Source organism: Variovorax sp. OK212, from assembly GCF_900112425.1.
Classification (GTDB): Bacteria; Pseudomonadota; Gammaproteobacteria; order Burkholderiales; family Burkholderiaceae_C; genus Variovorax.
Genome location: NZ_FOLP01000001.1, coordinates 200170 through 224722 on the forward strand (window position 1 = coordinate 200170; position 24553 = coordinate 224722).

The following is a 24553-nucleotide window of genomic DNA, read 5'->3' on the forward strand; positions in this document are numbered from 1 at the left end:
ATGGCTCCAGGACGCTCGCGCAGCACGAGAGGCAGCACGTTGCCGCGGGCGCAAAGGGGCATCCGCTTCAGAGAAGAGCGCTGGCGCAGTAGCCGCTTCATGCCGCAGGAAGTCTCGGCAATCGCCAACAAATGCAGCTTCCGCAATGCGCCGCGCGCGTGACTCATGGTCCGTGCGGTGCAGTGCGCAACTGCGCTGAACGCTCAGGCCGATGGGGTGCCTTGCGCAGCCAAATAAAGGAGGAGGGGCGCAGCCCCGGGGGACATTCGCGGAGCAAGGTACCCCGTCGGCGTGAACGCCCCCCGGAAGCGAGCAGAAAGACTCAGTCCATCCAGGACCGCGCCCGGTCCAGGTGCTCGCGGCACTCGCGCACCATGCGCTCGAGCAGTTCCGCACAAGTCGGAATGTCGTCGATCAGCCCGATGCACTGGCCGGCCGAGACCACGCCGTTGTGCACCTCGCCAGACTCCAGCGCGGCACGTCCACGCGCACCCGCCACCAGCGGGCGCACCTCTTCGAACTCGCAGCCGCCGGGCCGGTTCTCCGTGGCCACCACCTCTTCGGAGATGGCGTTGCGGAACACGCGCGCGGTGTTGCGCATGGTGCGGAACATCAGCTTGGTGTCGCGCTCGGTCGCGTCGACCAGCGCCTGCTTGATGTTCTCGTGGATCGGCGCCTCCTGGGTCACGCAGAAGCGCGTGCCCATGTTGATGCCCTCGGCGCCCAACGCCAGCGCGGCCGCCATGCCGCGTCCGTCGGCAATGCCGCCCGACGCGATGATCGGAATGCGCAGCTTGCGCGCCGCAATCGGCAACAGCACCAGGCCGGGCACGTCGTCCTCGCCCGGATGGCCGGCGCACTCGAAGCCGTCGACCGACACGGCATCGACGCCATTGCGTTCCGCCGACAGCGCATGGCGCACCGAGGTGCACTTGTGCACGATCTTCACGTCATGGCGCTTCAGCGCTTCGATGAAGTCCTTCGGGCTGTTGCCCGCGGTCTCCACGATCTTCACGCCGCTGTCGATGATGGCCTGCACGTACTCGGCGTACGGCGGCGGCTTCACCGACGGCAGGATCGTGAGGTTCACGCCGAAGGGCTTGTCGGTCATCGTGCGCATGCGCGCGATTTCCTGGCGCAGGTCGTCGGGCGTGGGCTGCGTCAGCGCCGTGAGCACGCCCAGGCCCCCGGCGTTCGACACGGCCGCCGCCAGCTCGGCGCGGCCCACCCATTGCATGCCGCCCTGGATGATCGGGTAGCGAATGCCCAGCAGTTCGGTGATGCGGGTCTTCATGGACCGGTGCCGCTTACAGCGCCTTGACCAGTTCGGGCACGGCCACGAACAGGTCGGCGACGAGGCCGTAGTCGGCCACCGAGAAGATCGGCGCTTCTTCGTCCTTGTTGATCGCGACGATGACCTTCGAGTCCTTCATGCCGGCCAAATGCTGGATCGCGCCCGAGATGCCTGCGGCGATGTACAGCTGAGGGGCGACGATCTTGCCCGTCTGGCCCACTTGCCAGTCGTTCGGGGCGTAGCCCGCGTCCACCGCAGCGCGGCTGGCACCGAGGCCTGCGTTGAGCTTGTCGGCCAGCGGCGCCATCACTTCGGTGAACTTCTCGGCGCTGCCCAGGGCTCGGCCACCGGAGACGATGATCTTGGCGGCGGTCAGTTCGGGGCGTTCGCTCTTCGTGACTTCGCGGCCGACGAAGGCGCTCTTGCCGCTGTCCGCGACGCCTTCAGCGGTTTCGATCGCTGCGCTGCCACCGGTGGCCGATGCGGCGTCGAAGCCGGTCGTGCGGACCGTGATCACCTTGGTGGCGTCACTGCTCTGCACCGTGGCAATCGCGTTGCCGGCGTAGATCGGGCGCTCGAACGTGTCGGGGCTGTCGACCTTGGTGATGTCGCTGATCTGGGCCACGTCCAGCTTGGCAGCCACGCGGGGGGCCACGTTCTTGCCGTTGGCGGTCGAGGGGAACAGGATGTGGCTGTAGTTCGACGCAATCGCCAGCACTTGGGCTGCGACGTTCTCGGCGAGGTTTTCAGCGAGGCTCGGGCTGTCTGCAGCGATGACCTTGGTCACGCCTGCGATCTGGGCTGCGGCCTTGGCGGCTTCTGCTGCGTTCGCGCCTGCAACCAGCACATGAACTTCACCACCGCAAGCCAGTGCTGCGGTCACGGTATTGAGAGTGGCCGGCTTGATGCTGGCGTGGTCGTGTTCGGCCACGACGAGGGATACAAGTGCGGTCATGTTCAGATCACCTTCGCTTCGTTCTTCAGTTTGTCCACCAGCGCTGCAACGTCGGGCACCTTGATGCCGGCGCCGCGCTTCGGAGGCTCTGCGACCTTGAGGGTCTTCAGGCGGGGCTTGACGTCCACGCCGAGGTCTTCGGGCTTGAAGACATCCAGCTGCTTCTTCTTGGCCTTCATGATGTTGGGCAAGGTGACGTAGCGCGGCTCGTTCAGGCGCAGGTCGGTCGTGATGACGGCCGGCAGCGTGAGGCTCAGCGTTTCCATGCCGCCGTCGACTTCGCGAGAGACGGTGACCTTGTCGCCAGCGACTTCGACCTTGGAGGCGAAAGTGGCTTGCGGCAGATCAGCCAATGCAGCCAGCATCTGGCCGGTCTGGTTGGCGTCGTCGTCGATGGCTTGCTTGCCCAGGATGATCAGCGAGGGCTGTTCCTTGTCGACCAGCGCCTTGAGCAGCTTGGCGACCGCCAGGGGCTGCAGCTCTTCGGTCGTCTCGACCAGGATGCCGCGATCGGCACCGATGGCCATCGCCGTGCGCAGCGTTTCCTGGCACTTCGCATCGCCGCAGGAAACCGCGATCACTTCCGTGACCACGCCCTTTTCCTTCAGGCGAACCGCTTCTTCGACAGCGATCTCGTCGAAGGGGTTCATGCTCATCTTCACGTTGGCAATGTCCACCCCGGTGCCGTCGCTCTTCACGCGCACCTTCACGTTGTAGTCGACGACCCGTTTGACAGGTACAAGAATCTTCATGGTTGTTCCTTCGAATGACGAATGAAAAATTGAATGGATGAGGTTTATTCGAGGCGCGCGCCCGACTGCTTGATCAGGCGCTCCCACACCGGCCGTTCCGCCTTGTAGGCGGCGGCGAAGAGTTCGGGCGAGCTGTCTTTCAGCTCGAAGCCCATGGCCGCGACGCGCTGTTGCACGTCGGGTTGCTGCGTGGCCTTGCGCACCTCTTCCGCCAGGCGGTTGACGATGGGCTTGGGCGTGTTGGCGGGCACCGCGATGGCGAGCCAGCCGGTCACGCGGTAGGCCTCGTCCTTCAGGCCTTGCTCGGCCAGCGTGGGCACGTTGGGCAGCGTGCTCATGCGGCGTTCGCCAGTCACGCCCACGGCGCGCAGCTTGCCGGACTCGATGTGCGGCTTGGCCACCAGCGCGCTGGCGTAGGCCATCTGGATCTGGCCGCCGATCAGGTCCTGCACCATCGGCGCCTCGCCCTTGTAGGCGACGTGGTTCATGTCGGACTGCGTGGCCAGGCTCATGTGCGCGCCGGCCAGGTGCGGGTACGCGCCCACGCCGTACGAGCCGTAGGCCAGCTTGCCCTTGTTGGCGGCGGCGTGCTTCAGCAGCTCGGGGCCGGTCTTCACCGGCACGCCGGGGTGCACCACCAGCACCAGCGGCGCCATCGCGATCTGGTAGACCAGCGTGAGGTCGCGCTGCGAGTCGTAGGGCAGCTTGTCGTAGAGGAACTCGTTGGTCATCAGCGAGTTGCTCAGCGACAGCACCACGGTGTAGCCGTCGGCCGGCGACTTGGCCACCGCGTCGGTGCCGATGATGCCGGCCGCGCCGGGCTTGTTGTCGATGACGATGGGCTGGCCCAGGCCGGCCGACATCTTCTGGCCCAGCACGCGCGCCAGCACGTCGGTGGCGCCGCCCGCGGCGAAGGGCACGACCATGCGGATCGGCTTGTTCGGGTAGGTGTTCTGCGCCTGTGCGGTGGGCAACACGCACAGCGCGGCCAGCGAAGCGGTGGCGCACAGCACGGCGCGGCGGTTCGAAAGGCGCAAGGTCATGGCTTGTCTCTGTCTCTGCTTCTAGGTTTCAAAAAGGTCACTGCGCTGCGATGCGCGTCTTGAAGGGCAGCGGCTCCAGCGCCTTCTGCAGCCGCTCCTGCAGCGCTGCGGCCAGCGGGTCCGCGGCGGCGCCGTCGATCAGCACGCGCACCAGGCTTTCGCCGTCGGTCTTCACGACCGGCCGCGCACCTTCGGCCACGCCGAGTTCCGCGCACACCTCGGCCACCGTCGCGGCCACCACCTGGCGCGCGGCCATGGCCCGCAGCTCGGGCTTGTAGATCTTTCCGACGTTGGTCATCGGCATGGTCTCGATCACCGACACCCACTTGGGCTTGGCCGGCGCCTCGTCGACGCGCGCGGCGGTGAAGGCCAGCAGTTCTTCCTCGGTGGCCGAGGCGCCGGGCACCAGCGTCGCGAAGATCACCGGCAGCTCGCCCGCATAGGCGTCGGGTGCGCCCACGGCGGCGCACAGCTGCACGGCCGGGTGCGCGCCCAGCGCGTCCTCGATGGTCTTGGGGTCGATGTTGTGGCCGCTGCGGATGATCAGGTCCTTCGAGCGGCCCGTGAGGTTGAGCCGCTCCTGGCTGTCGATCCAGCCCAGGTCGCCGGTGGCGAGCCAGCCGTCGGCCGTGAAGGCCTTGGCGTTGTCGGCCGGGTCCACGAAGCCCGAGAACACGTTGGGCGACTTGAACAGCACCATGCCCTGTTCGCCGGGCGCCACTTCGCGGTCGCTCGCATTGCCGTTCTCGTCGAGCGCCACCACGCGCATCTGCATGTACGGCAGCCTGAAGCCCACGCAGCCCGCGGGCCCGTCCACGCCGGGCGGCGTGATGGTCGAGATGCCGGCCATCTCGGTCATGCCCAGGCTCTCGTGCACGTGCAGGCCGAACAGGCGCTCGAAGCGCGCGGCGAGTTCGGGCGAGAGCACGGCCGCGCCGGTGCGGCAGTAGGTGATCGACGAGATGTCCGCGCCCTCCAGCGGCACGTTGGCCAGCGCGGCGAGGATGGTGGGCACCGCCGACAGCGAGGTCGGCCGGTACTTCGCCACCAGCTTCCAGTAGTTGGCCAGCACCTCCTTGTTGCGCAGCAGCGAGGGCGTGGGAATGATCACCTCCACGCCCGCCGACAGCGAAGCCAGCGAGGCCGGCAGCACGCCCGCCACATGGAACAGCGGGTAGCCGTTGATGGAGATGCCGTTCTCGTTCATGCCCGCCACCTGCACGCTGGCCCAGGCGGTGAACACCTGCGCGCCGTGGCTGTGGCGCGCGAGCTTGGGCGCACCCGTGGTGCCGCCGGTGTGGAAGTAGGCCGCGATGTCGGCGGGCGCGATGTCGCGGCCGCTCACCAGCCGGTCGTCGGGTTGCGCCGCGCGCAGCACGTCGAATTCGGCCACCCCTTCGGGCAGCGCGCCGGCCGCGCCGGGCGCCTCGTCGTGCGGCGCCACGCGCAGCACGGTGGTCAGCGAGGGTACCTGGCCGCGCAGGCGCATCGCCTTCGACCACATGCCCGACTCGCTGTCAGAGCCGTAGGCGATCAGCACCTTGGCGCGCGCCGCGGTCATCAGCGCCACCAGCTTCTCGTCGGTCAGCAGCGGGTTCAGCGGCTGCACGATGCCGGCCGCCTCGCCACCCCACAGCGCCAGGTGGTACTCGAGGCAACCGGGCAGCAGCACGGCCACCGCGTCGCCGGGCCCCACGCCCAGCGTGTGCAGCATGTTCGCGGTCTGGTGCAGCCGCGCGAGCAGTTCGGCGTACGACCAGCGGATGGGCGCGTCGGCCGGGTTGCCGGTGCGCAGGAAGGTCAGCGCGGTCTTGTCGCCGAAGGCATGGCCCGCGTTGCGAAAGATCTCGTAGGTGCTGCGCACCATGAGCGCCTGCGCCAACGGCGTCTCCTCGAGCCGGTGGATGTCCGCCAGGCTGCGAACCGGGGATGCGGGGCGAAACGGCGCGCCGACCGGCGTCTTGTAGTTGTTCTTGTGGCTCTGCGTGTCTGTCATGTCTGTCTCCTTGATGCCGGTGGTGCGCGGCCGGGCCGCCTGCTGTTTTACTGGTTCGTGATGTGGTTGTCGCGAATGACCTTGCCCCAGCGCTCGAAGTCCTGGCGCATGCGCTCGCCGGTCTGCTCGGGCGTGCGGTAGGCGGCAAAGGAGCCCACGCTCTCGAGCTTGTCCTGCACTTCCTTGTCGGCCAGTGCCTTCTTCAGCTCGGCGCTCATGCGCTCGACGATGTCCTTGGGCGTGCCCGCGGGTGCCAGCAGGCCGCCCCACGAGGTCGCGTCGAAGCCCGGGAAGCCTTGCTCGGCCACCGTCTTCACCTCGGGCAGCAGGCTCACGCGCTTGCCCGAGCCCACCGCGATGGCGGTCAGCTTGCCCGCGCGGATGTGCGGGATCACGGCCACGAGGTCGGAGAACATCGCGGGCACCTGGCCGCCGATCAGGTCGGTCACGGCCGGCGCGCTGCCGCGGTAGGGCACGTGCTGCATGTCGAACTTGCCGATGGTCTTCAGCTGCTCGGTCGTCAGGTGGCCGAAGCTGCCGGCGCCGGCGGTGGTGTAGTTGAGCTTGCCGCCCTCGGCCTTGGCCTTGGCGATCAGGCCCTGCAGGCTCGTCACTTCAGGCAGCGACTTGGGGTTGACCACCAGCACGATGGGCAGGTCGTACACCGAGCCCACGGGCGTGAAGCTCTTGAAGATGTCGTAGCCGCCGGTGGGACCGTACAGGTGCGAGGCCAGCAGCGTGGGCGTGGCCAGCATCACGAAGGTGTAGCCGTCGGCCGGCGCGCGCGCCGCGGTGGCCGCGCCCACGGTGCCCGAGGCGCCGCTGCGGTTGTCGATCACGATGTTCTGCTTGAGCGCGGTGGACATCTTCTGCGCCACGATGCGCGAGGCCACGTCGGTCGGGCCGCCGGGCGGGAAGGGCACGATCAGCGTGATCGGCTTGCTGGGCCAGGCTTGCGCGAACGCGCCGCCGGCGATGAGTGGAAGAGCCAGGGCAAGGAGTGCACGGCGAACGGGATTGCGGAGGGAACGGAAAACGGGGGAGGCCATGGACTTCTTCATTCAGGGATACACAAACGGACAGACAGGCGCGTCTTTGCTTCAGACCACGCCACTTGTTTTCAGCGCGGCCAGCTTTTCATCCGACAGGCCGAGCAGGGACTGCAGCACGTCGTGCGTGCCTTCGCCCAGGGTGGGCGGCGCGCTGCGCACCGGCAGGCGCTCGCCATCGAAACGGTAGGGCGGCGCCAGCACATTGACCGTGCCGGCCACCGGGTGCGGCTGCGTGGTGACAAGGCCGGCGTCGGTGGCGCGCTTCGAGTTCAGCGCCTCCAGCAGGCCCAGCACCTCGCCGCAGGGAATGCCCGAGGCGGTGAGCTTCTCGAGCAGGCCGTCGCGCGGGCGCCTGGCGAGCTCGGCCTGCAGCTCGGGCAGCAGTGCCGCGCGGTTGGCCGAACGCAGGATGTTGGTCTTGAAGCGCTCGTCGGCCGCGAGGTCGGGCCGCTCGATCACCTCGGTGCAGAAGCGCGCGAACTGCGCGTTGTTGCCCACGGTGATCACCAGCGGGCCGTCGGCCGCGTCGAACACGCCGTAGGGCACGATCGACGGGTGCGAGTTGCCGTAGCGCGGCGGGTCTTCGCCCATCAGCAGCGCTTCCAGGCCGTAGTAGGCGGTGATCATCAGGCCGCAGTCGAACAGCGCCATCTCCACGTGCCGGCCCTTGCCGGTCTTCTCGCGCTGGTACAGCGCCGCCAGGACGGCCTGCGCCGAGTACATGCCGGTGAACAGGTCGACCACGGCCACGCCGAACTTCAGCGGCGGCTGGTCGGCCTCGCCGTTCAGCGCCATCAGGCCCGCTTCGCCCTGCACCACCAGGTCGTAGCCCGGGCGCGCGGCTTCGGCGCCGGTGCGGTCGTAGCCCGAAATCGAGCAGTAGATGAGGCCCGGCTGCTCCTTGCTGAGCTGCTCGTAGCCCAGGCCCAGCTTGTCGATGCCGCCGAACTTGAAGTTCTGGATCACCACGTCGCACTGCTTGGCGAGGTCGCGCGCGATCTGCTGGCCCTCGGGCGTCTGCAGGTCGAGCGTGACCGAGCGCTTGTTGCGGTTCACGCTGTTGAAGTAGGCGGTCTCGGTCTTGCCCACGCGCAGGCCCCAGTCGCGCGTGTCGTCGCCGCGGCCCGGGTGCTCGACCTTGATCACCTCGGCGCCCATGTCGGCCAGCACCATGCCGCACCAGGGGCCCGCCAGGATGCGGGACAGATCGAGGACGCGCACGCCGGCAAGCGGCAGCGAGGAGTTCAGCAAAGGCATGGCGAGGACTTCCGGAAAACGAGAAAGCCCCGCACGGCGTGCGAGGCATGGGAGAAAGGCGGCAGGGCCCGCGTCAGGACGCGTCCTTGGCCTCGTGGCCCTGGTGACGCAGCGCCACGAAGTCGGCCTTGCGCTTGCCCAGGAACGCACCGATGCCTTCGGCCGCCTCGGCATCGCCCTGCGACTCGACCATGAACACGGCCTCGGCGTCGAGCTGCTCTTCGAGCGTGGCGTGGTGCGCCTGGCGGCACAGCGTCTTGATGCGCGTGGTCGCGCGTTGCGGTCCGGTGGCCACCTTGGCCGCCAGCGCAACGGCTTCGGCCAGCGCCGCGCCCTTGTCGGTCAGGCGGTTCACGGCGCCCAGCTGGTTCAGGCGCTCGGCCGTCATGCGGTCGCCGGTGAGGCACAGCTCGGTCAGCACCTGGCGCGAGACGAACTCGGCCAGGAAGGCGGTGGCGCCGCCGTCGGGCGTGAGGCCGACCTTCACGTAGGCCACGGTGAAGAACGCATCGCGCGCCGACACCAGCATGTCGCAGGCCAGCGCCATCGACAGGCCGGCGCCGGCCGCGCCGCCTTCGACGGCCGCGATCACGGGCTTGCCGCAATCGCGCAGCGCGCGAATCAGGTTGTTGAGGCCTTCCAGGATCTGGCGGCGCTCGGCCATCGGCAGCTCGCGGCGCTTGGCCAGCAGGTTCAGGTCGCCGCCGGAGCAGAAGAAGTCGCCCGCGCCGGTGAAGACGATGGCGCCCACTTCGGGGTCTTGCTCGGCGTCGGCCAGCGCGGCGCTCAGCTCGGCGTACAGCGTGGGCGTGATCGCGTTGCGTGCGCCGGGGTTGCTGTTGGTCAGGATGCGCACGGCGCCTTCCTGCGAGATCAGCACGGTCTTGTTCGCGGTGGTTTCGCTCATGCCGCCACCTCCTTGCCGGATTCCTTGCCCAGGGCGATGTAGCGCTGCAGATGGTGGTCTTCGTCGCCCAGCTGGTGGTCGATCATCACGAGGCGCTTGGCGTAGTGGGGCAGGGGCAGCTCCCAGGTCATGCCGATGCCGCCGTGCATCTGGATGCTTTCCTCGGCCACCAGCGCGCCGATGCGCCCGATGCTGAACTTGGCTGCCGACAGCGCGCGCTCGCGCGTCACGCGGTCGCCGGTGTCGATGGCGGCCGCGGCGTTGATGACGGCCGAGCGCGCCTGTTCGATTTCGAGCAGCAGGTCGGCCATGCGGTGCTGCAGGGCCTGGAAGCTGCCGATGAGAATGCCGAACTGCTTGCGCGTGCGCAGGTACTCCAGCGTGGCGGCCTTGGCGGCTTCCATCGCGCCCAGCGCTTCGGCGCACAGGGCCAGCACGCCGCGGCCGATGGCGCGTTCCAGTGTGGCGTGGCCCTGGCCTTCGGTGCCCAGCAAGGCGTCGGCGCCCAGCTTCATGCCGTCGAACGCGAGTTCGGCCACGCGGCCGCCGTCGATGGACGGGCAGCCGCGCACCATGAGGCCCGCGGTCTTGGCGGGCACGAGAAACAGCGAGATGCCGGCCTCGTCGTCCACGTTGCCCGAGGTGCGGGCCGACACCAGGAACAGGTCGGCCTGCTCGCCTTGTGGCACCACGGCCTTGGCGCCGTGCAGCACCCACCCATCGCCGTTGCGCTCGGCTTGGGTCTGCACGCGCGTGCGTTCGTAGTGCGTGTCGGCTTCGTCGTGCGCGAAGGCCACAACGCTCACGCCGTTGATGATGTCGCCGAGCTTCTCTTTCTGCGCGCCGTTGCCGGCCACGACGAGCGCCTCGCCCACCATCACCGCGCCCAGCAGCGGCTCGATCACCAGGCCGCGGCCCAGCGCCTCGAAGACCACGGCCACGTCGAAGCCGCCGCCGCCGAAGCCGCCGTCGGCCTCGCTGAACAGCGCGCCGATGACGCCGAGTTCGGCGAACTGCTGGAAGATTTCCTTGCTGAACCCGTGCTCGGATTTCGCGATGCGGTCGCGCGCGTCGAACGCGTACTGCTCGCTGATGAAGCGGTTCAGGCTGTCGGCGAGCATGCGCCGGTCTTCGGTGTGTTCGAAGTTCATTGCATGTCTCCTTACAGGCCCAGGATCATCTTGCTGATGATGTTCTTCTGGATTTCGTTCGAGCCGCCGAAGATCGACAGCTTGCGGTTGTTGAAGTAGCGCGAGGCGGCGGCCGACGCGTAGCCGGGGCCGAAGGTCTCTCCCGTGTAGCCGTCCTTCAGCGCCTCGGCGATGAAGGGGCGGCCGTACACGCCCATGGCGCGGCGCGCGAGCGACGAGATTTCCTGGCGGATCTCGGTGCCGCGGATCTTGAGCATCGAGCTCTCCGCGCCCGGCACGCCGCCACCGGCCACCGCCGCGATCACGCGCAGGTTGGTGGTCTTCATGTTCTCCAGGTCGATCTCCACGCGCGCCAGGCGCGCCGCGAAGGCCGGGTCGTCGGCCAGCGGCTTGCCGTTTTTCGTCTGCGTGGCGGCAATGCCCTTGAGTTGTTCGAGCGCGGCCACCGAGAAGCCCACGCCCGCGATGTTGGTGCGCTCGTAGGTCAGCAGGAACTTGGCGCAGGTCCAGCCCTTGTTCTCTTCGCCCACGAGGTTCTCGGCCGGCACGCGCACGTCGGAGAAGAACACCTCGTTCACCTCGTGCTCGCCGTCGAGCGTGATGATCGGGCGCACTTCCACGCCGGGCGAGGTCATGTCGATCAGCAGGAAGCTGATGCCTTCCTGCTTCTTCGCCTCGCGGTTGGTGCGCACCAGGCAGAAGATCATGTTGGCGTGCTGGCCCAGCGTGGTCCAGGTCTTCTGGCCGTTCACGATGTAGTGGTCGCCCTGCGCGTCGATGCCGCGCACGGCCGAGGTCTTCACCGCGGCCAGGTCGGAGCCCGCGCCGGGTTCCGAGTAGCCCTGGCACCACCAGTCGGCGCCGTCCAGGATGCGCGGCAGCCAGTAGCTCTTCTGCGTCTCGTTGCCGTACTTGATGAGCACCGGCCCGAGCATGTTCACGCCGAAGGGCACGATGCGCGGCGCGAACGCCAGCGCGCATTCGTGCTCGAAGATGAACTTCTCGACCGCCGTCCAGCCCGGCCCGCCGTACTGCTCGGGCCAGTGGTTGGCGAGCCAGCCGCGCGCATTCAGGATGGCGTGCCATTCCTGCATGTCGGCCTTCTCGAGGATCTTGCCGCCGCGCACTTTCTCGGACAGCCGCACCGGCAGCTTGTCGGCCAGGAAGGCGCGCACTTCGCTGCGGAAGGCTTCTTCTTCGGTCGTGAAGTTCAGGTCCATCGCGCGCTCCTCAATAGATTTCGAACAGGCCCGCGGCGCCCATGCCGCCGGCGATGCACATCGTGACCACGGCGTACTTGGCGCCGCGGCGCTTGCCTTCGATGAGCACGTGGCCCGTGAGGCGCGCGCCGGTCATGCCGAAGGGGTGGCCGATGGAGATCGCGCCGCCGTTCACGTTCAGGCGTTCCGACGGAATGCCCAGCTTGTCCTGGCAGTAGATCGACTGCGAGGCGAAGGCTTCGTTGAGTTCCCACAGGTCGATGTCGTCGACCGTCAGGCCGTGGCGCGCGAGCAGCTTGGGCACCGCGAAGACCGGGCCGATGCCCATCTCGTCGGGTTCGCAGCCGGCCAGCGCGAGGCCGCGGAAGGCACCCAGCGGCTTGAGGTTGGCGCGCTCGGCGTCCTTGGCTTCCATCAGCACGCAGGCCGATGCGCCGTCGGACAGCTGCGAGGCGTTGCCGGCGGTCACGAACTTGTCCTCGCCCATCACCGGCTTCAGCTTGGCCAGTGCCTCGTAGGTGGTGCCGCGGCGGTTGCAGTTGTCTTCCGTGGCGGTGACTTCGCGGTGGGTGACTTCCTTCGTTTCCTTGTCGGTCACGGCCATCGTGGTGGTGCAGGCCACGATCTCGTCCTTGTAGCGCCCGGCCAGTTGCGCTTCTTCGGTCTTGCGCTGGCTTTCGGCCGAGAAGCGGTCCTGCGCCTCGCGGCTGATGTTGTAGCGCTTGGCCACGATGTCGGCGGTGTCGATCATCGCCATGTAGAGCTCGGGCTTGTGCTCGACGATCCACGGGTCCAGGCTGAGGTCGCCGCCATCGCCGGGGCTGCGGCCGCGGATCTGCGAGATGCTCTCCACGCCGCCCGCGATCATGGCCGGCGCGCCGTCCACCACGATGCGGCCCGCCGCCATGGCGATGGCCTGCAGGCCCGAGGCGCAGAAGCGGTTCACCGTGGTGCCGGCGATGCTGATGGGCAGGCCCGCGCGGATGATGCTCTGGCGCGCGATGTTGCGGCCCGTGGTGCCCTCGGGGTAGCCGCAGCCGAGGATCGCGTCCTCGATCAGCGCCGGGTCGAGGCCCGAGCGTTCCACGGCCGCCTTCACGGCGAAGGCCGCCAGCGTGGCGCCGGAGGTGATGTTGAATTCGCCGCGGTGCGCCTTGGTGAGCGGGGTGCGGGCGGTGGAAACGATGACGGCTTCGCGCATGGGAATATCTCCTGGACGGCTGACGTTGGATTACTCGGATTGGTTCAGGCTGGCGAAGTCGGCGCCGCGCCCGACCAGCTCGACCAGCAGCGGCGACGGCTTCCAGAAGATCGGGTCTTCCTTGGCGAACTCGCGGATGTCGGCCAGCACCTGGGGCAGGCCCACCGTGTCGGCGTACTTCATGGGGCCGCCGCGAAAACGCGGGAAGCCGTAGCCGTAGAGGAAGGTCACGTCCACGTCGAGCGGGCGCAGCGCGATGCGCTGCAGCACCACGTTGGCGCCTTCGTTGACCATGGCGGCCATGTAGCGGCGCATGATTTCTTCTTCGGTGAACTTGCGCGGCGTGATGCCGGCGCGCTCGCGCTCGGCGTCGATGATGGCCAGCACCTCGGGGTCGGGCTGGCCGGCGCGCGCGCCTTCGGGGTACAGGTAGTAGCCGCGCTGCGTCTTCTGGCCGAACCAGCCGCGCTCGCAGATGCGGTCGGCCACCTGCACGTAGCGCGCCTGCGGGTCGCGCGTGGCGGCCTTGCGCTTGCGCGTGGCCCAGCCGATGTCGCCGCCGGCCAGGTCGGACACCTGGAACGGGCCCATCGGGTAGCCGAAGTTGCGCACGGCCGCGTCGATCTCGTACGGCGAGGCGCCGTCTTCCATCATGTGGTCGGCGGCCTGGCGGTACACGGCCAGGATGCGGTTGCCGATGAAGCCGTCGCACACGCCGGCGCGCACCGGCACCTTCTTGAGCTTCTTGGCGAGCTCGAAGCCGGTGGCGACCACGTCGGCGCTCACCTTGGCGGGCACCACGATCTCCAGCAGCTTCATGATGTTGGCCGGCGAGAAGAAGTGCAGGCCCACCACGTCCTGCGGGCGCGAGACGCTGGCCGCGATTTCGTCGATGTCCAGGTACGAGGTGTTGGTGGCCAGCACGGCGCCGGGCTTGCACACGCGGTCGAGCTCGGCGAACACGGCCTTCTTCACACCCATTTCTTCGAACACCGCCTCGACCACGATGTCGACGCTGGCGAGCGCGTCGTAAGAGGTCGAGCCGTTGAAGCGCGACATCACGGCCGCCTTGGCCTCGGGCGTCATGCGGCCCTTGGCGATGAGGCCGTCGTACACCTTCTCCACGTGCGCGCGGCCGCGCGCCAGGCTGGGCTCGTCGCGCTCGATCATGGTCACGGGCATGCCCGCGTCCAGCATGGCCACGGCAATGCCCGCGCCCATGGTGCCGCCGCCGACGATGCCGGCCGCTTCGAGCTTGCGCGGCTTGGCGCTGCGGGTCTCGGGCGCCTTGAGCACTTCGCGCTCTGCGAAGAAGGCGTGGATCAGGCCGGCGCGCTGCGGGCTGTCGATGCACTGCAGGAACAGCTTGCGCTCCAGTGCCATGCCTTCGTCGAAGGGCAGCGTGAGCGCGCCTTCGACGGCTTCGATGATCTTCATCGGCGAGAACAGGCCGCGGCTCTTCTTGGCGGTGTCGGCGCGCGCGGCCTCCAGGGCGGCGCGGCTGGCTTCGGTGTCGGCCAGGCCGGTGGCTTCGCGCGAGCGGCGCACCGGGGCGTTGGCGGCGATCAGCTCGTTCGCATAGGCCAGGCCTTCGGCGCGCGCGTCGGCGTCGGTGCCCAGGCGGTCGACGAGGCCGAGCGACAGCGCTTCCTTGGCGAGCGCATGGCGCCCGCTCAGCATGAGTTCGAGCGCGGGCTTCACGCCGATCAGGCGCGGCGTGCGCTGCGTGCCGCCCGAGCCGGGCAGCAGGCCGAGCGTCACTTCGGGCAGGCCCAGCTTGGCGGTGGGCGAGGCCAGGCGGTAGTGCGCCGCCAGCGCCACTTCGAGCCCGCCGCCCAGCGCGGCGCCGTGGATGGCGGCGATCACCGGCTTGCTGCAGTTCTCGATCTTCAGGCAGGCCTCGGGCAGCGAGGGCGGCTGCGGCGTCTGGCCGAACTCGCGGATGTCCGCGCCGGCGATGAAGTTGCGGCCGGCGCCGACGATCAGCACCGCACGGGCGGCGCTGTCGGCTTCCGCCGCGTCGATGGCGGCCACGAGGCCGCGGCGCACGTCCACGCCCAGGGCGTTGACGGGCGGGTTGTCGATGGTCACCACGAACACGTCGCCGTGACGCTCGAAGGTGACGGGACCGGAAGACGTGGAAGGGCTAGGGGTTGTGTTGGCCATGTGCTTGTCTCTTGCGTGGCGGACCCTGCAGCGCGAATGCGAGGGGAGGGGTCCGAGGCTCTGGGGGTGAACCCCGCATTCTTTGCCCGTAGCCCGGCTTTGACAATTGCATAGACGGTTGACAGACTGTCAAAGAATTTTTGACACAATCGCTGGCATGGACCTGCAATCGCTCACCCTGCTGGTGGAAATCCTCGATGCGGGCAACCTGAGCGCGGCGGCCCGCCGGCTCAAGATGACCCGCGCCAACGTCAGCTACCACCTGAACCAGCTGGAGCGCTCGGTGGGCGCGCAGCTGGTGCGCCGCACCACCCGGCGCGCCGAGCCGACCGAGATCGGCCTGCGGCTGTACCAGCACGGCGTGGCGATCCAGGGCGAGCTGCTGGCGGCGCGCGAATCGGTCACCGAGCTGGGCCAGGGCCTGCAGGGCCGCGTGCGGCTGAGCGTGCCCAGCGGCTACGGGCAGCTGGTGATGGCCGACTGGCTGATCGACTTCAAGCGCCAGTTCCCCGGCATCGTGCTCGACGTGGTGTTCGAGAACCGCATCGAGGACCTGCTGCGCGACGAGGTCGACATCGCCATCCGCGTGATTCCCGAGCCGCCGCAGAACCTGGTGGCGCGCGAGATGGGGCCGGTGCGCTACGTGGCCTGCGCCTCGACCGGTTACGCGGCGAAGCACCCGCTGCCCACGCAGCTCGACGCGCTGCAGGGCGCGCCGGTGGTCACGGCCGCCGTCATCGGCCGGCAGCTGCGCGTGTCGGCCTACCAGGGCGAGACACGAAGAGAGGTGATCCTGGAGCCAACGCTGATTTCGGAAAACTTTCTATTCCTGCGCCAGGCCATCCTCGCGGGCCTGGGCATCGGGCTGGTGCCCGACTACGTGGTGCAGGAAGACGTGCGCAAAGGCGACGTGGTGACCACGCTGGACGACTGGCGCCTGAGCATCTTCGGCACGCAGATGTTCATGCTGTACATGCCGAACCGCCAGCACACGCGGGCGATCCGGACGTTCATCGACTTCGTGCTGGAGCGGGTGCGGGGGCCGGGCGACGCGCCGGCTCAGGGGCCCGATGTGCAGTAGACAAGGAGTGCCGCCGCGCCGATCAGCAGTCAGGTGAACATGCCTGCGAGAGTGCCCCAATCCTCGCTCAGCACGATGCGGCCGTTGGGTGTCCGGGCCCAGTTTCGCCCGGGCGGCAGGTCGAACTCTCCCTTGGGATGCTTGACGAACATGTGGCCCAGCGTGGCCACCGGGACGATCACCACGCCGGTGAGGTAACCGGCCACGTGCGCCACGCACTCCGCGATGGGCTGCAGCACGACTTCGGCGACGGGACGGATCAGCGCTTCTGCAAGGGCGTCAAGTGGCATCGATTCGCTTCAGGGTGGACAGTCCCGCAGATTAGCCCACGCCTCAGGCTCCGCGACGCTCTTTCCCCTCGGCCTCGTAATACCGCGCCTTGTCGTCGTACATGGCCCGGTCGGCCCGTTGCAGCGCCGACTCCAGCGTTTCCCCCGCATGGCAGGTGGCGAGCCCGATCGCCAGGCTCAGCGCGTGGCCGCTCTGCCCGGCGTGGAACTGGTTGTTCATCTCGAGCAGCGCGAGGATGCGCTCGCGCATGGCTTCGGCGCCGCGCTCGTCGGTCAGCGGCAGCAGCACCGCGAACTCGTCGCCGCCGATGCGCGCGGGCCAGGCCGGCGGGTCGACGGCCTTGTCGAGCACCTCGCCCATGCGGCGCAGCAACGAGTCGCCGGCGGCATGGCCTTCCTGGTCGTTGAGCTGCTTCAGGCCGTTCAGGTCGATCGCCACGATCGACACTGGCCAAGGGCCCTTGCGCGACAGGCGGTTGAGCTCCTCGGAGTAGTAGGTGCGGTTGCACAGCTGCGTGAGCACGTCGTGCTTGCCGAGGTACTCGAGGTAGGCCTCGGCCTTCTTGCGCGCGGTGATGTCCACCAGCGACACCAGCACCAGGTCCCAGCTGTCGAGCCGGTCGTCCTGCACCGCGAACTGCATGTGGATGTTCAGCACTTCGCCCGACAGCGAATAGTTGAGCACCTCGCGGTGCTGCACGGTCTTGCCGTTCCACAGGTCCTGCAGCTGCTCGGCGAACGACTCGCGCATCTCGTCGCGGAAGATGCGCGAGAGGTTGCCCAGCAGGGTCTGCAGGTCGGGCGCGCCGAACATGCGCAGGGTTTCCTGGTTCACGTCGACGACGCGGATCTCCTGCATGCAGCGCGTGACGAACTCGGGATGCACCTTGATGAAGGTGGCGAAGTCGGTGATGCCGCGCGCGCGGATGTTCTGCATCAGCGTGCGCACCGCGCTGAAGTCTTCCACCCACAGCGACACCGGCGAGCGGTCGAACAGGCTGCGCGCGTACATGGCGCTCTCGTCGCGCAGGCGCTGCGCGGCCACGCGCTCGGTGATGTCGTCCAGCGAGACCAGCACGCGGTCCCAGCCGTGCTCGTGGCCGGGCAGCACGCGGGCGCGCACGCGCACGTCGAGCCGGCGGCCGTCCAGCGCGTAGTTGACGGTTTCGCTCTCGAAGGTGAGCTCGCCGCGCCAGAGCTGGTCGAGCTCGTGCACCACGGTGGCCGACATGTCGCCGCGGAAGACGCGGTCGAGCGCGCCGAGCAGGGTGTCCTGGCTGTCGGCGGCAAAGAGCTTCAGCGTGTGCTGGTTGACGCGCAGCACCTTCAGCAACGCCATGCAGTCGCTCACGCGCTTCGGGTCGTCCGACAGGTAGGCCACCAGGTCGGTGATGCCTTCGGCGCGCCAGCCGTCGAGCTTGCGCTTGAGTTCGCTGTAGTCCTCGATCCAGAGGGAGACGGGTGCCAGGTCGAACATGGCGTCGAGCTCGTCGGTGGGCTGGGAGACATCGGACGCGGCGGCGGACAAGACCATCGGTGGAGCTTTCGGAAAGCGGCGGGGCCATTGCCGGCGGGCGCCGGCGGGCTGGAATCTTAACTATTAACCGTGCGCACCAAAGGGGCTCGGGGCCCCCGGGGCGCGTCGGTGCACCGCCCCCTCAGCGGCTGTACAGCCCCACCACGCTCTGCCCGCCCAGTGCGTGGCCCTTGAGCGCGGCCAGCAGCGCGTCGCGCGCGAGGCCGGCCGGCAGCGCGCCCGGTGCGAGGTCGGAGGCGACCACGGTCAGCACGTAGTGGTGCGGGCGGTCGCCCACCGGCGGGCACATGCCGCGGTAGGCGGGCGCGCCGGCCACGTTCGGGCCCATGGTGAAGTTGAAGTTCGAGCCGGCCTGGCCTTCGCCCGCCTTGAGCTCGCCGCGATCGGCCGCGATGTTGTAGGCCACCCAGTGCGACACGCCCAGGCCGGCCGCGCCGTCAGGGTCGAACACCAGCACGGCCACCGACCGGGTCTTGGCCGGCAGGTTGCTCCAGGCCACGGGCAGCGACACGTTCTTGCCGCCGCAGTCGCCGGCGCCGCCGTGGTCGGCCGGAATGACGCTGTTGTCGGCGAAGGCGCTGGACGTCACGCGCATGCCGGTGAAGGCCTTGCCGCCGGGGCCCGAGCCGGCCGGCATGCCGGCGCAGCCGGCCATGAGGCCCGCAAGGGCGAGCGCCGCTGCAGGCAGGGCGAGAGAGTGGAACTTGTTGCGCATGGAATCTCCTTGAAAGCTTGAGTTCATCCGGCGTGGCCGAGCCACACGCTGCCGTCCGCCTGCTCGTGCACCGCCAGCGGCGTGAGCCGTGCGCCGCGGCACGGGCCGCCCACGCACTTGCCGGTGTCGGGCTCGAAGATGGCGCCGTGGCGCGCGCACATCAGGAAGCGGCCCGAGCTTTCGAGCACCTGGCCTTCGAAGTCGAGCGGGCCGCCGGCATGCGGGCACTGGTTGAGGTAGGCGTACACGGCGCCGTGCCAGCGCACCGCGAAGGCGGGCGCGCCGTCGGGGGTGGTGAACCTGGCGGCCAGGCCGCCGTCGGCGAGGTTGGCGGCCATCGGGCCGGCGGCGGGTGCCGTGGCGCCGCGGTGGGTCGCGGGGGCGGGTGCGGGTGCGGTGGAGTCGTCGGACATCTGCCGGGGAGGGTAGCCCAAGGTTCGGCGGCTGCGCAACGTGTGAAACGTATGTCTTTTCATGTTCCCGGCCTTTGCCGAAGACTGTATATTCATACAGCATTCCGCTCAAGGAAACCCCGTGGACATCCAGCGCAAACTCGCCATCCTGGCCGACGCCGCCAAGTACGACGCCTCCTGCGCGTCCAGCGGCTCGCAGCCGCGCGACTCGCTGGGCGGGCGCGGCATCGGCTCGACCGAAGGGGCGGGCATCTGCCACAGCTATGCGCCCGACGGCCGCTGCATCTCGCTGCTGAAGGTGCTGCTGACCAACCACTGCCAGTACGACTGCCTGTACTGCGTGAACCGCGCGTCGAGCAACGTGCCGCGCGCGCGCTTTCGCGTCGAGGAGGTGGTGCAGCTCACGCTCGACTTCTACCGCCGCAACTGCATCGAAGGCCTGTTCCTGTCCAGCGGCATCATCAAGTCGCCCGACCACACCATGGAGCAGGTGGTCGAGGTGGCGCGCCTGCTGCGCGAGGAACACGACTTTCGCGGCTACATCCACCTGAAGACCATTCCCGACGCCAGCGACGAGCTGATCGCGCGCGCCGGGCGCTATGCCGACCGGCTCAGCATCAACGTCGAGATGCCCACCACCGAAGGCCTGCGCGCGCTGGCGCCCGAGAAGGACGAGAGCGCCATCCGCCGCTCGATGGCGCGGCTGCGCCTGCGCATCGACGACACGCGCGAGGAGGCGCGCCGCGTGGTGCCCATTCGCGCGCTGCCCGGCGCGTCGGCCGCGCCCGCGAAGCCGCCGCCGTTCGCGCCCGCCGGGCAGAGCACGCAGATGATCGTGGGCGCCGACGCCACCGACGACCGCCACATCCTCGCGTCGAGCGCCACGCTGTACGGCGCGTACAAGCTCAAGCGCGTGTACTACTCGGCCTTCAGCCCGATTCCCGACGCGGCGCGCGCGCTGCCGCTGGCCGCGCCGCCGCTGATGCGCGAGCACCGGCTGTACCAGGCCGACTGGCTCATGCGCTTCTACGGCTTCGAGCACCAGGAGATCGTGGCCGCGCCCGACGGCCTGCTGCGGCTCGACGTCGACCCCAAGCTGGCCTGGGCGCTGGCGCATGCCGATCGCTTTCCGGTCGACCTGAACCACGCGCCGCGCGAGATGCTGCTGCGCGTGCCGGGGCTGGGCGTGAAGGCGGTCGAGCGGCTGCTGCAGGCGCGGCGCGTGCGACGGGTGCGCGTGGACGACCTGCGGCGGCTGCACGTGCCGGCGCGCAAGGTGCTGCCGTTCGTGGTGGCCGACGGCCACCGGCCGGCGGCGGGCGCGATGGCCGCCACGGCGCCCGCGGCGCAACCCGCTGCCGCACAGGCTGCGCAGGCCTCGCTGTTCTGAACCGAACGGACGCGTCATGCAGGTGCGGCTCGAAGACCCGATCGACCTCGATGCCTTCCGCCGCCACGCGCGGCAGCTGCTGGCGGCCGGAGTGCCGCCGGACCACGTCGAGTGGCACGACGGCAGTGCGCCCGGCGGCGCGGCCGACCTGTTCGGCGAGGCCGGCGGCGACGCGCCCTTGCCTCCCGCAGCAGGCGCCGCGCGGCATCCCGTGCCCGCCTCCTTCATCGCGCTGTGCGCCGACGTGATCCTGCACCGCGATGCGCAGCGCTTCGCGCTGCTGTACCGGCTGCTGTGGCGGCTCGCGCACGAGCCGGGCCTGCGCCACGACCCGATCGACGCCGACATGATGCAGGCGCAGCTGATGGCCAAGGCCGTGCACCGCGACATCCACAAGATGCGGGCCTTCGTGCGGTTCACGCGCGTGGCCGGTTCGGATGCAGAACAGGAACAGGCCGGCGAACGCCATGTCGCGTGGTTCGAGCCCGATCACCGCATCGTGGAGGCCAATGCGCCGTTCTTCGCGCGCCGTTTCGCGCAGATGCGCTGGGCCATCCTCACGCCGGCGCGCTGCGTCGAGTGGGACGGCCAGGCGCTGTCGTTCCGCGACGGCGCGGACCGCCGCGAGAAGCCGCCGCCCGACGCGGGCGAGCAGCTCTGGCTCACCTACTACGAGAACATCTTCAACCCCGCGCGCCTGAAGCTCGCGACGATGCGGCGCGAGATGCCGCGGCGCTACTGGCACAACCTGCCGGAGGCCGCGCTGATCCAGCCGCTGGCCGAGGCGGCCGGCGCGCGCAGCCAATCGATGATCGACGCGCCGGCCACGCCCGCGCGCCGCATCCGCGCACCCCTGTTGCTGAACCCGCTGCCGGCCGGCGGCGTGGCGCCCGCCGACCTGGGCGAGCTGCGCGCCGCGGCGCACGCCTGCCGCGCCTGCCCCATCGGCGCGTTCGCCACGCAGGCGGTGTGCGGCGAGGGGCCGCTGGGCGCGGGCCACATGCTCGTGGGCGAACAGCCCGGCGACCAGGAGGACCTGGCCGGCCGCCCCTTCGTCGGCCCGGCCGGCCAGCTGCTCGACCGCGCGATGGCGCAGCTGGGCTGGGCGCGCGAGAGCGTGTACCTGGCCAACGCCGTCAAGCATTTCAAGTACGAACTGCGCGGCAAGCGCCGCATCCACAAGACGGCAGGGCAGCGCGAGGCCGAGGCCTGCGCGCACTGGCTCGACAGCGAAATCTCGCTGGTGCGCCCGAAGGCGTTGGTGGCGCTCGGCGCCACGGCCGCGCGCGCCTTGCTCGGGCGGCCGGTGGCGGTGCAGGCCGAGCGCGGCGCCTGGCTGAACGAGCGCGGCGACGGCTTGCCGGTGTTCGTCACGCTGCATCCCTCGGCGTTGCTGCGCCTGCCCGACGAACAGCGCGGCGAGGCGCATGCGCTCTGGCTGGCCGACCTGGCCCGCGCGATGGCGGCGCCTGCGATCATCGAAGGTTCATGAACACCGACGACTCACGCTGGAACGCGTACCTGCACGAGCGGCACTCGCGCGAGACCTTGCGCGACTGGGCACGCAGCCTTTCCTTCTTCCGCTTCTGCCGGGCCTTCGGCGGCCATGCGAACGACGGCGACTGCCTGCGCGTGGCGCTGGCCGTCGCGTCCGAGGCGCAGCTGTGCGAGGTGTTCGCGCGGCTGGGCCTTGCGCTGGAGCGCCTGCCGCCGGACCACCCCGAGCCCGTGATCGGCGTGCACTACAGCGGCACCGAATTCAAGAAGTTCGTTTCCGCGGCGCACGGCTACGGCCTGCCGGTGCGGCAACCGGGGCAGGTGCGCATCGCGGGCGTGGCGGTGTTCGCGTGGCTGCGCGCCGGCCGGCTGGAGTTGTCGATGGCCGATGCCGACGAGCCTTACGACGTGACGGCGCGCACCGTGCGCGAGGCGCAGGCGGTGGAGGCCGTGCTGCGTCCGCTGGCCGGCCTGTGCATCGATCCGCCGCAGGAAGGGCGCAACTGCCTGAGCCCGAAGGCCTGCCCGTCGCTTTGGACGGACACCACGGACACCACGGACGGCAAGGGCTAGCTAGAGCGTTCCGCCGTCCGGCCAGTTCTCCCAGTGCGTGTTCGGCGCCTGCGTGGGCCGGTAGTGCGCGGCGTCGCCGGTCACCAGCACCCGGGCCAGCTGCTGGAACGTCTCTGAATGGCCCGGCCGCGCCGCTTCGTCGACCACGTCGGGGTGATGCCACGCTTCGAGCTGCAGGATCTGCTGCATCTCCGGCCGCACGCTGGCCCGGCGCTCGGCCTCCGTGGCCAGCACCTCCTCGCGGTGCGTGGCCGCGAGGATGCGGCAGAGCTCGAAGGTGTGCAGCCGGCCTTCTTCCATGGGAACGACGCCGTGGGCCGCGCAGTCCGCGAGCGACGGCGCGGCCATCGTGCGCCCGCGCAGCGCCAGTTCGCGCGGGCCGTTGGCCACCCATTCCTCGCTGTCCTCGTCGAGCCAGCCGCCCGGATCGATGGGGTGGACGAAGCGCGACTCGTTGTTCGGGTTGTTCGCCAGGTAGTTGGCGTATGCCTCGGCGTTCACGTAGGCCGTGGCCGTGTCGCGGTCGTGCAGGCGGCTGGCGAAAGTGTGCACGTGCGTGTCGGGCAGGCCCGACCTCGGCGAGAAGCCGAACACCTCGATGACCATGGCCCAGTCGTCGGCCGAGCGGTACAGCGACAGGCGCGTGGCCGCGAGGTAGACGTAGCCGTTGTCCAGCATCGGGAACACGTAGTGGTCACAACACCGGTCGAGCACGGAAAGGATGTCGGCTTCTTGCCAGTTCTGCATGGAGGCTCCCGGGCCCGCGGCGGACCCCGGCGCCGACTTTAGCGCCGGAGGATGACGTGGCCGATATGCGTGACCTAGGTGGCGCGACCAAGGTGACGCCCTGATGAAACCGTTCGCCGCGGCGCCGCGTACACCTCCATACCGGCTACGCCATCCGGCGAATAGACGCTGAGGCGCCGGGTTTTGACAATGCAGACGCTCGAATTCCAGAGGCCGCCATGCGCGCGCCGGCAGAAAGAGAAAGCACGTTGATGATGCTGAAACAGGGTTGGCGCGGAGCCGACGTTCGCCGTTTGCAGGAGGCGCTGAACCGCAAGCTCTCGCCCAGCCCCGCGCTGGTCACCGACGGCGACTACGGTCCGCGCACCCGCGCCGCCGTGCTGCGCCTGCAGGCCGCGCACTGGCTGGTGGAAGACGGCGAGGCCGGCCCGTGCACGCAGAACGTGGCCTTCGACGGCGAGCGCGACGCGCCCATCCTGCACCCCGTGGCGCTGATCCCGCCGCCCGAGGCCGCGCTGTGCTGGGCCGCGGGCATCGCGATGATGACCCGCTCCACCGTGGCCGCAGTGCTGGCGCGCACACCCGGCGACCTGCTCGCCACCGACGGCGCGCTGCAGTCCTTCATCGATACCCACGACGACGGCATGGCCGGCGGGCAGCGCTTTGCGCAGGCGCACGGCCTCACGGTGCGCGCGCCGTCGCCCTGGTCGCTCAAGTCGCTGCGCGCCGCGCTGGAGGCGGGCCCGGTCATGCTCGACATGCTGTGGGGCCCGAAGGGTTATGCGCAAGGCGCCGGCCGGCCGGGCCACACGGTGGTGGTCGCGGGCATCCGCGGCGACAGCGACCCGAGCGGGCGCGGCACCACGCTGCGCGTGTTCGACCCCTGGCCGCCCAACAAGGGCACGCGCAGCTCGGTCAATTTCTACAAATGGGTGCAGGCCGCGAGCTCGCGCACCTGCCGGGTGTTCCTGCGCTAGCTGTTTCTCGCCTGCGCACAGAATTCGCGCTCCCCCGAACTTTTCGCGAACCGTTTGGCGGGTTCGACGCCTCCTTGTGTCCGAGGGTCTTCCTCATGCATCCAAGGAACGAAGGAATCGCCATGCTCTACGTCAAGAATGTCCCCGGCTGGGAACGCGCGCTGCGCATCGCCATGGGCCTCGCCGGCCTGGTCTTCGCCGCCATGAACTGGGGCGCGGCGGGCTCCACGCTCGCCGTGGCCGCCGGGCTGGCGGGCGCCATGCTCGCGCTCACCGGCCTGGTCGGCTTCTGCCCGATGTGCGCCATGGTCGGGCGCAAGCCCGCCAAGGGGCGCTGAC

At 69.4% G+C, this 24553-nt stretch carries 23 protein-coding genes; 6 read left to right on the forward strand and 17 right to left on the reverse strand.

Going from position 1 to position 24553, the window contains the following annotated elements:
* Positions 1–322 precede the first annotated feature (322 nt).
* From BM004_RS00825 to BM004_RS00880, 12 genes are all read right to left on the reverse strand, one after another.
* Positions 323–1294 carry an NAD(P)H-dependent flavin oxidoreductase gene (locus tag BM004_RS00825; RefSeq protein ID WP_093210679.1) on the reverse strand — a complete coding sequence of 324 codons (972 nt, stop codon included), beginning with the start codon at positions 1292–1294 and terminating at the stop codon, positions 323–325.
* Positions 1295–1307: 13 nt separating this feature from the next.
* Positions 1308–2249 carry an electron transfer flavoprotein subunit alpha/FixB family protein gene (locus tag BM004_RS00830; protein ID WP_093210681.1) on the reverse strand — a complete coding sequence of 314 codons (942 nt, stop codon included), beginning with the start codon at positions 2247–2249 and terminating at the stop codon, positions 1308–1310.
* Between the two features lie 2 nt (positions 2250–2251).
* Positions 2252–3001, reverse strand: a complete 750-nt coding sequence (locus BM004_RS00835) for an electron transfer flavoprotein subunit beta/FixA family protein (protein WP_093130120.1) — start codon at positions 2999–3001, stop codon at positions 2252–2254.
* 44 nt (positions 3002–3045) lie between these two features.
* Complete coding sequence (locus BM004_RS00840) at positions 3046–4044, reverse strand: Bug family tripartite tricarboxylate transporter substrate binding protein (RefSeq protein WP_093210683.1); 999 nt, start codon at positions 4042–4044, stop codon at positions 3046–3048.
* 37 nt (positions 4045–4081) lie between these two features.
* Positions 4082–6040, reverse strand: a complete 1959-nt coding sequence (locus BM004_RS00845; RefSeq protein WP_093210685.1) for an acyl-CoA synthetase — start codon at positions 6038–6040, stop codon at positions 4082–4084.
* Positions 6041–6087: 47 nt separating this feature from the next.
* Entirely contained in the window at positions 6088–7089 is a 1002-nt protein-coding gene (locus tag BM004_RS00850; RefSeq protein WP_093126345.1) for a Bug family tripartite tricarboxylate transporter substrate binding protein, read from the reverse strand.
* Positions 7090–7140: 51 nt separating this feature from the next.
* Positions 7141–8349 carry a CaiB/BaiF CoA transferase family protein gene (locus BM004_RS00855; RefSeq protein WP_093210687.1) on the reverse strand — a complete coding sequence of 403 codons (1209 nt, stop codon included), beginning with the start codon at positions 8347–8349 and terminating at the stop codon, positions 7141–7143.
* 73 nt (positions 8350–8422) lie between these two features.
* Positions 8423–9256: an oxepin-CoA hydrolase, alternative type gene (locus tag BM004_RS00860; RefSeq protein WP_093126340.1), complete on the reverse strand. Its 834-nt coding sequence runs from the start codon at positions 9254–9256 to the stop codon at positions 8423–8425.
* A complete protein-coding gene (locus BM004_RS00865; RefSeq protein WP_093210689.1) occupies positions 9253–10407 on the reverse strand; it encodes an acyl-CoA dehydrogenase family protein in 1155 nt (384 codons plus the stop codon). The genes BM004_RS00860 and BM004_RS00865 overlap by 4 nt, the downstream gene beginning before the upstream one ends.
* Before the next feature lie 11 nt (positions 10408–10418).
* Positions 10419–11627: an acyl-CoA dehydrogenase family protein gene (locus BM004_RS00870; RefSeq protein ID WP_093210691.1), complete on the reverse strand. Its 1209-nt coding sequence runs from the start codon at positions 11625–11627 to the stop codon at positions 10419–10421.
* A gap of 10 nt (positions 11628–11637) precedes the next feature.
* Positions 11638–12828 carry an acetyl-CoA C-acyltransferase gene (locus BM004_RS00875; protein WP_093210693.1) on the reverse strand — a complete coding sequence of 397 codons (1191 nt, stop codon included), beginning with the start codon at positions 12826–12828 and terminating at the stop codon, positions 11638–11640.
* 30 nt (positions 12829–12858) lie between these two features.
* The gene (locus BM004_RS00880) at positions 12859–14994 is read right to left on the reverse strand and encodes a 3-hydroxyacyl-CoA dehydrogenase NAD-binding domain-containing protein (protein WP_093210695.1); all 2136 of its coding nucleotides are present in this window, start codon (positions 14992–14994) and stop codon (positions 12859–12861) included.
* Positions 14995–15151: 157 nt separating this feature from the next.
* On the opposite strand from BM004_RS00880, the gene BM004_RS00885 reads away from it, so the two are divergent.
* Entirely contained in the window at positions 15152–16075 is a 924-nt protein-coding gene (locus tag BM004_RS00885; protein ID WP_093126326.1) for a LysR family transcriptional regulator, read from the forward strand.
* A gap of 29 nt (positions 16076–16104) precedes the next feature.
* Here the strand turns inward: BM004_RS00885 and BM004_RS00890 are convergent, their stop codons facing one another.
* The 4 genes from BM004_RS00890 to BM004_RS00905 all read right to left on the reverse strand — a co-directional run bounded on the left by BM004_RS00890 (position 16105) and on the right by BM004_RS00905 (position 19030).
* Positions 16105–16365, reverse strand: coding sequence for a hypothetical protein (locus BM004_RS00890; protein WP_093210697.1), 261 nt, complete (start codon positions 16363–16365; stop codon positions 16105–16107).
* Between the two features lie 43 nt (positions 16366–16408).
* A complete protein-coding gene (locus BM004_RS00895; RefSeq protein WP_177206293.1) occupies positions 16409–17899 on the reverse strand; it encodes a sensor domain-containing diguanylate cyclase in 1491 nt (496 codons plus the stop codon).
* Between the two features lie 124 nt (positions 17900–18023).
* Positions 18024–18617 carry a YbhB/YbcL family Raf kinase inhibitor-like protein gene (locus BM004_RS00900; RefSeq protein ID WP_093126321.1) on the reverse strand — a complete coding sequence of 198 codons (594 nt, stop codon included), beginning with the start codon at positions 18615–18617 and terminating at the stop codon, positions 18024–18026.
* 23 nt (positions 18618–18640) lie between these two features.
* Entirely contained in the window at positions 18641–19030 is a 390-nt protein-coding gene (locus BM004_RS00905) for a Rieske (2Fe-2S) protein (protein WP_371268827.1), read from the reverse strand.
* A gap of 121 nt (positions 19031–19151) precedes the next feature.
* Here BM004_RS00905 and BM004_RS00910 point away from each other — a divergent pair, with 121 nt between their 5' ends.
* The 3 genes from BM004_RS00910 to BM004_RS00920 are packed head-to-tail and all read left to right on the forward strand — an operon-like array spanning position 19152 to position 22490.
* Complete coding sequence (locus BM004_RS00910) at positions 19152–20420, forward strand: putative DNA modification/repair radical SAM protein (protein ID WP_093210699.1); 1269 nt, start codon at positions 19152–19154, stop codon at positions 20418–20420.
* 16 nt (positions 20421–20436) lie between these two features.
* The gene (locus tag BM004_RS00915; protein ID WP_093210701.1) at positions 20437–21912 is read left to right on the forward strand and encodes a UdgX family uracil-DNA binding protein; all 1476 of its coding nucleotides are present in this window, start codon (positions 20437–20439) and stop codon (positions 21910–21912) included.
* A complete protein-coding gene (locus BM004_RS00920) occupies positions 21909–22490 on the forward strand; it encodes a hypothetical protein (RefSeq protein ID WP_093210703.1) in 582 nt (193 codons plus the stop codon). Before BM004_RS00915 ends, BM004_RS00920 begins: the two co-directional genes overlap by 4 nt.
* Here BM004_RS00920 and BM004_RS00925 read toward each other — a convergent pair whose 3' ends face one another.
* Positions 22491–23237, reverse strand: a complete 747-nt coding sequence (locus BM004_RS00925; protein WP_093210705.1) for a DUF7003 family protein — start codon at positions 23235–23237, stop codon at positions 22491–22493. It lies immediately after the preceding gene.
* A gap of 251 nt (positions 23238–23488) precedes the next feature.
* On the opposite strand from BM004_RS00925, the gene BM004_RS00930 reads away from it, so the two are divergent.
* Both BM004_RS00930 and BM004_RS00935 read left to right on the forward strand, forming a co-directional pair.
* Entirely contained in the window at positions 23489–24214 is a 726-nt protein-coding gene (locus tag BM004_RS00930; protein ID WP_177206302.1) for a peptidoglycan-binding protein, read from the forward strand.
* 122 nt (positions 24215–24336) lie between these two features.
* The gene (locus BM004_RS00935) at positions 24337–24552 is read left to right on the forward strand and encodes a YgaP family membrane protein (protein WP_093126302.1); all 216 of its coding nucleotides are present in this window, start codon (positions 24337–24339) and stop codon (positions 24550–24552) included.
* Position 24553 lies beyond the last annotated feature (1 nt).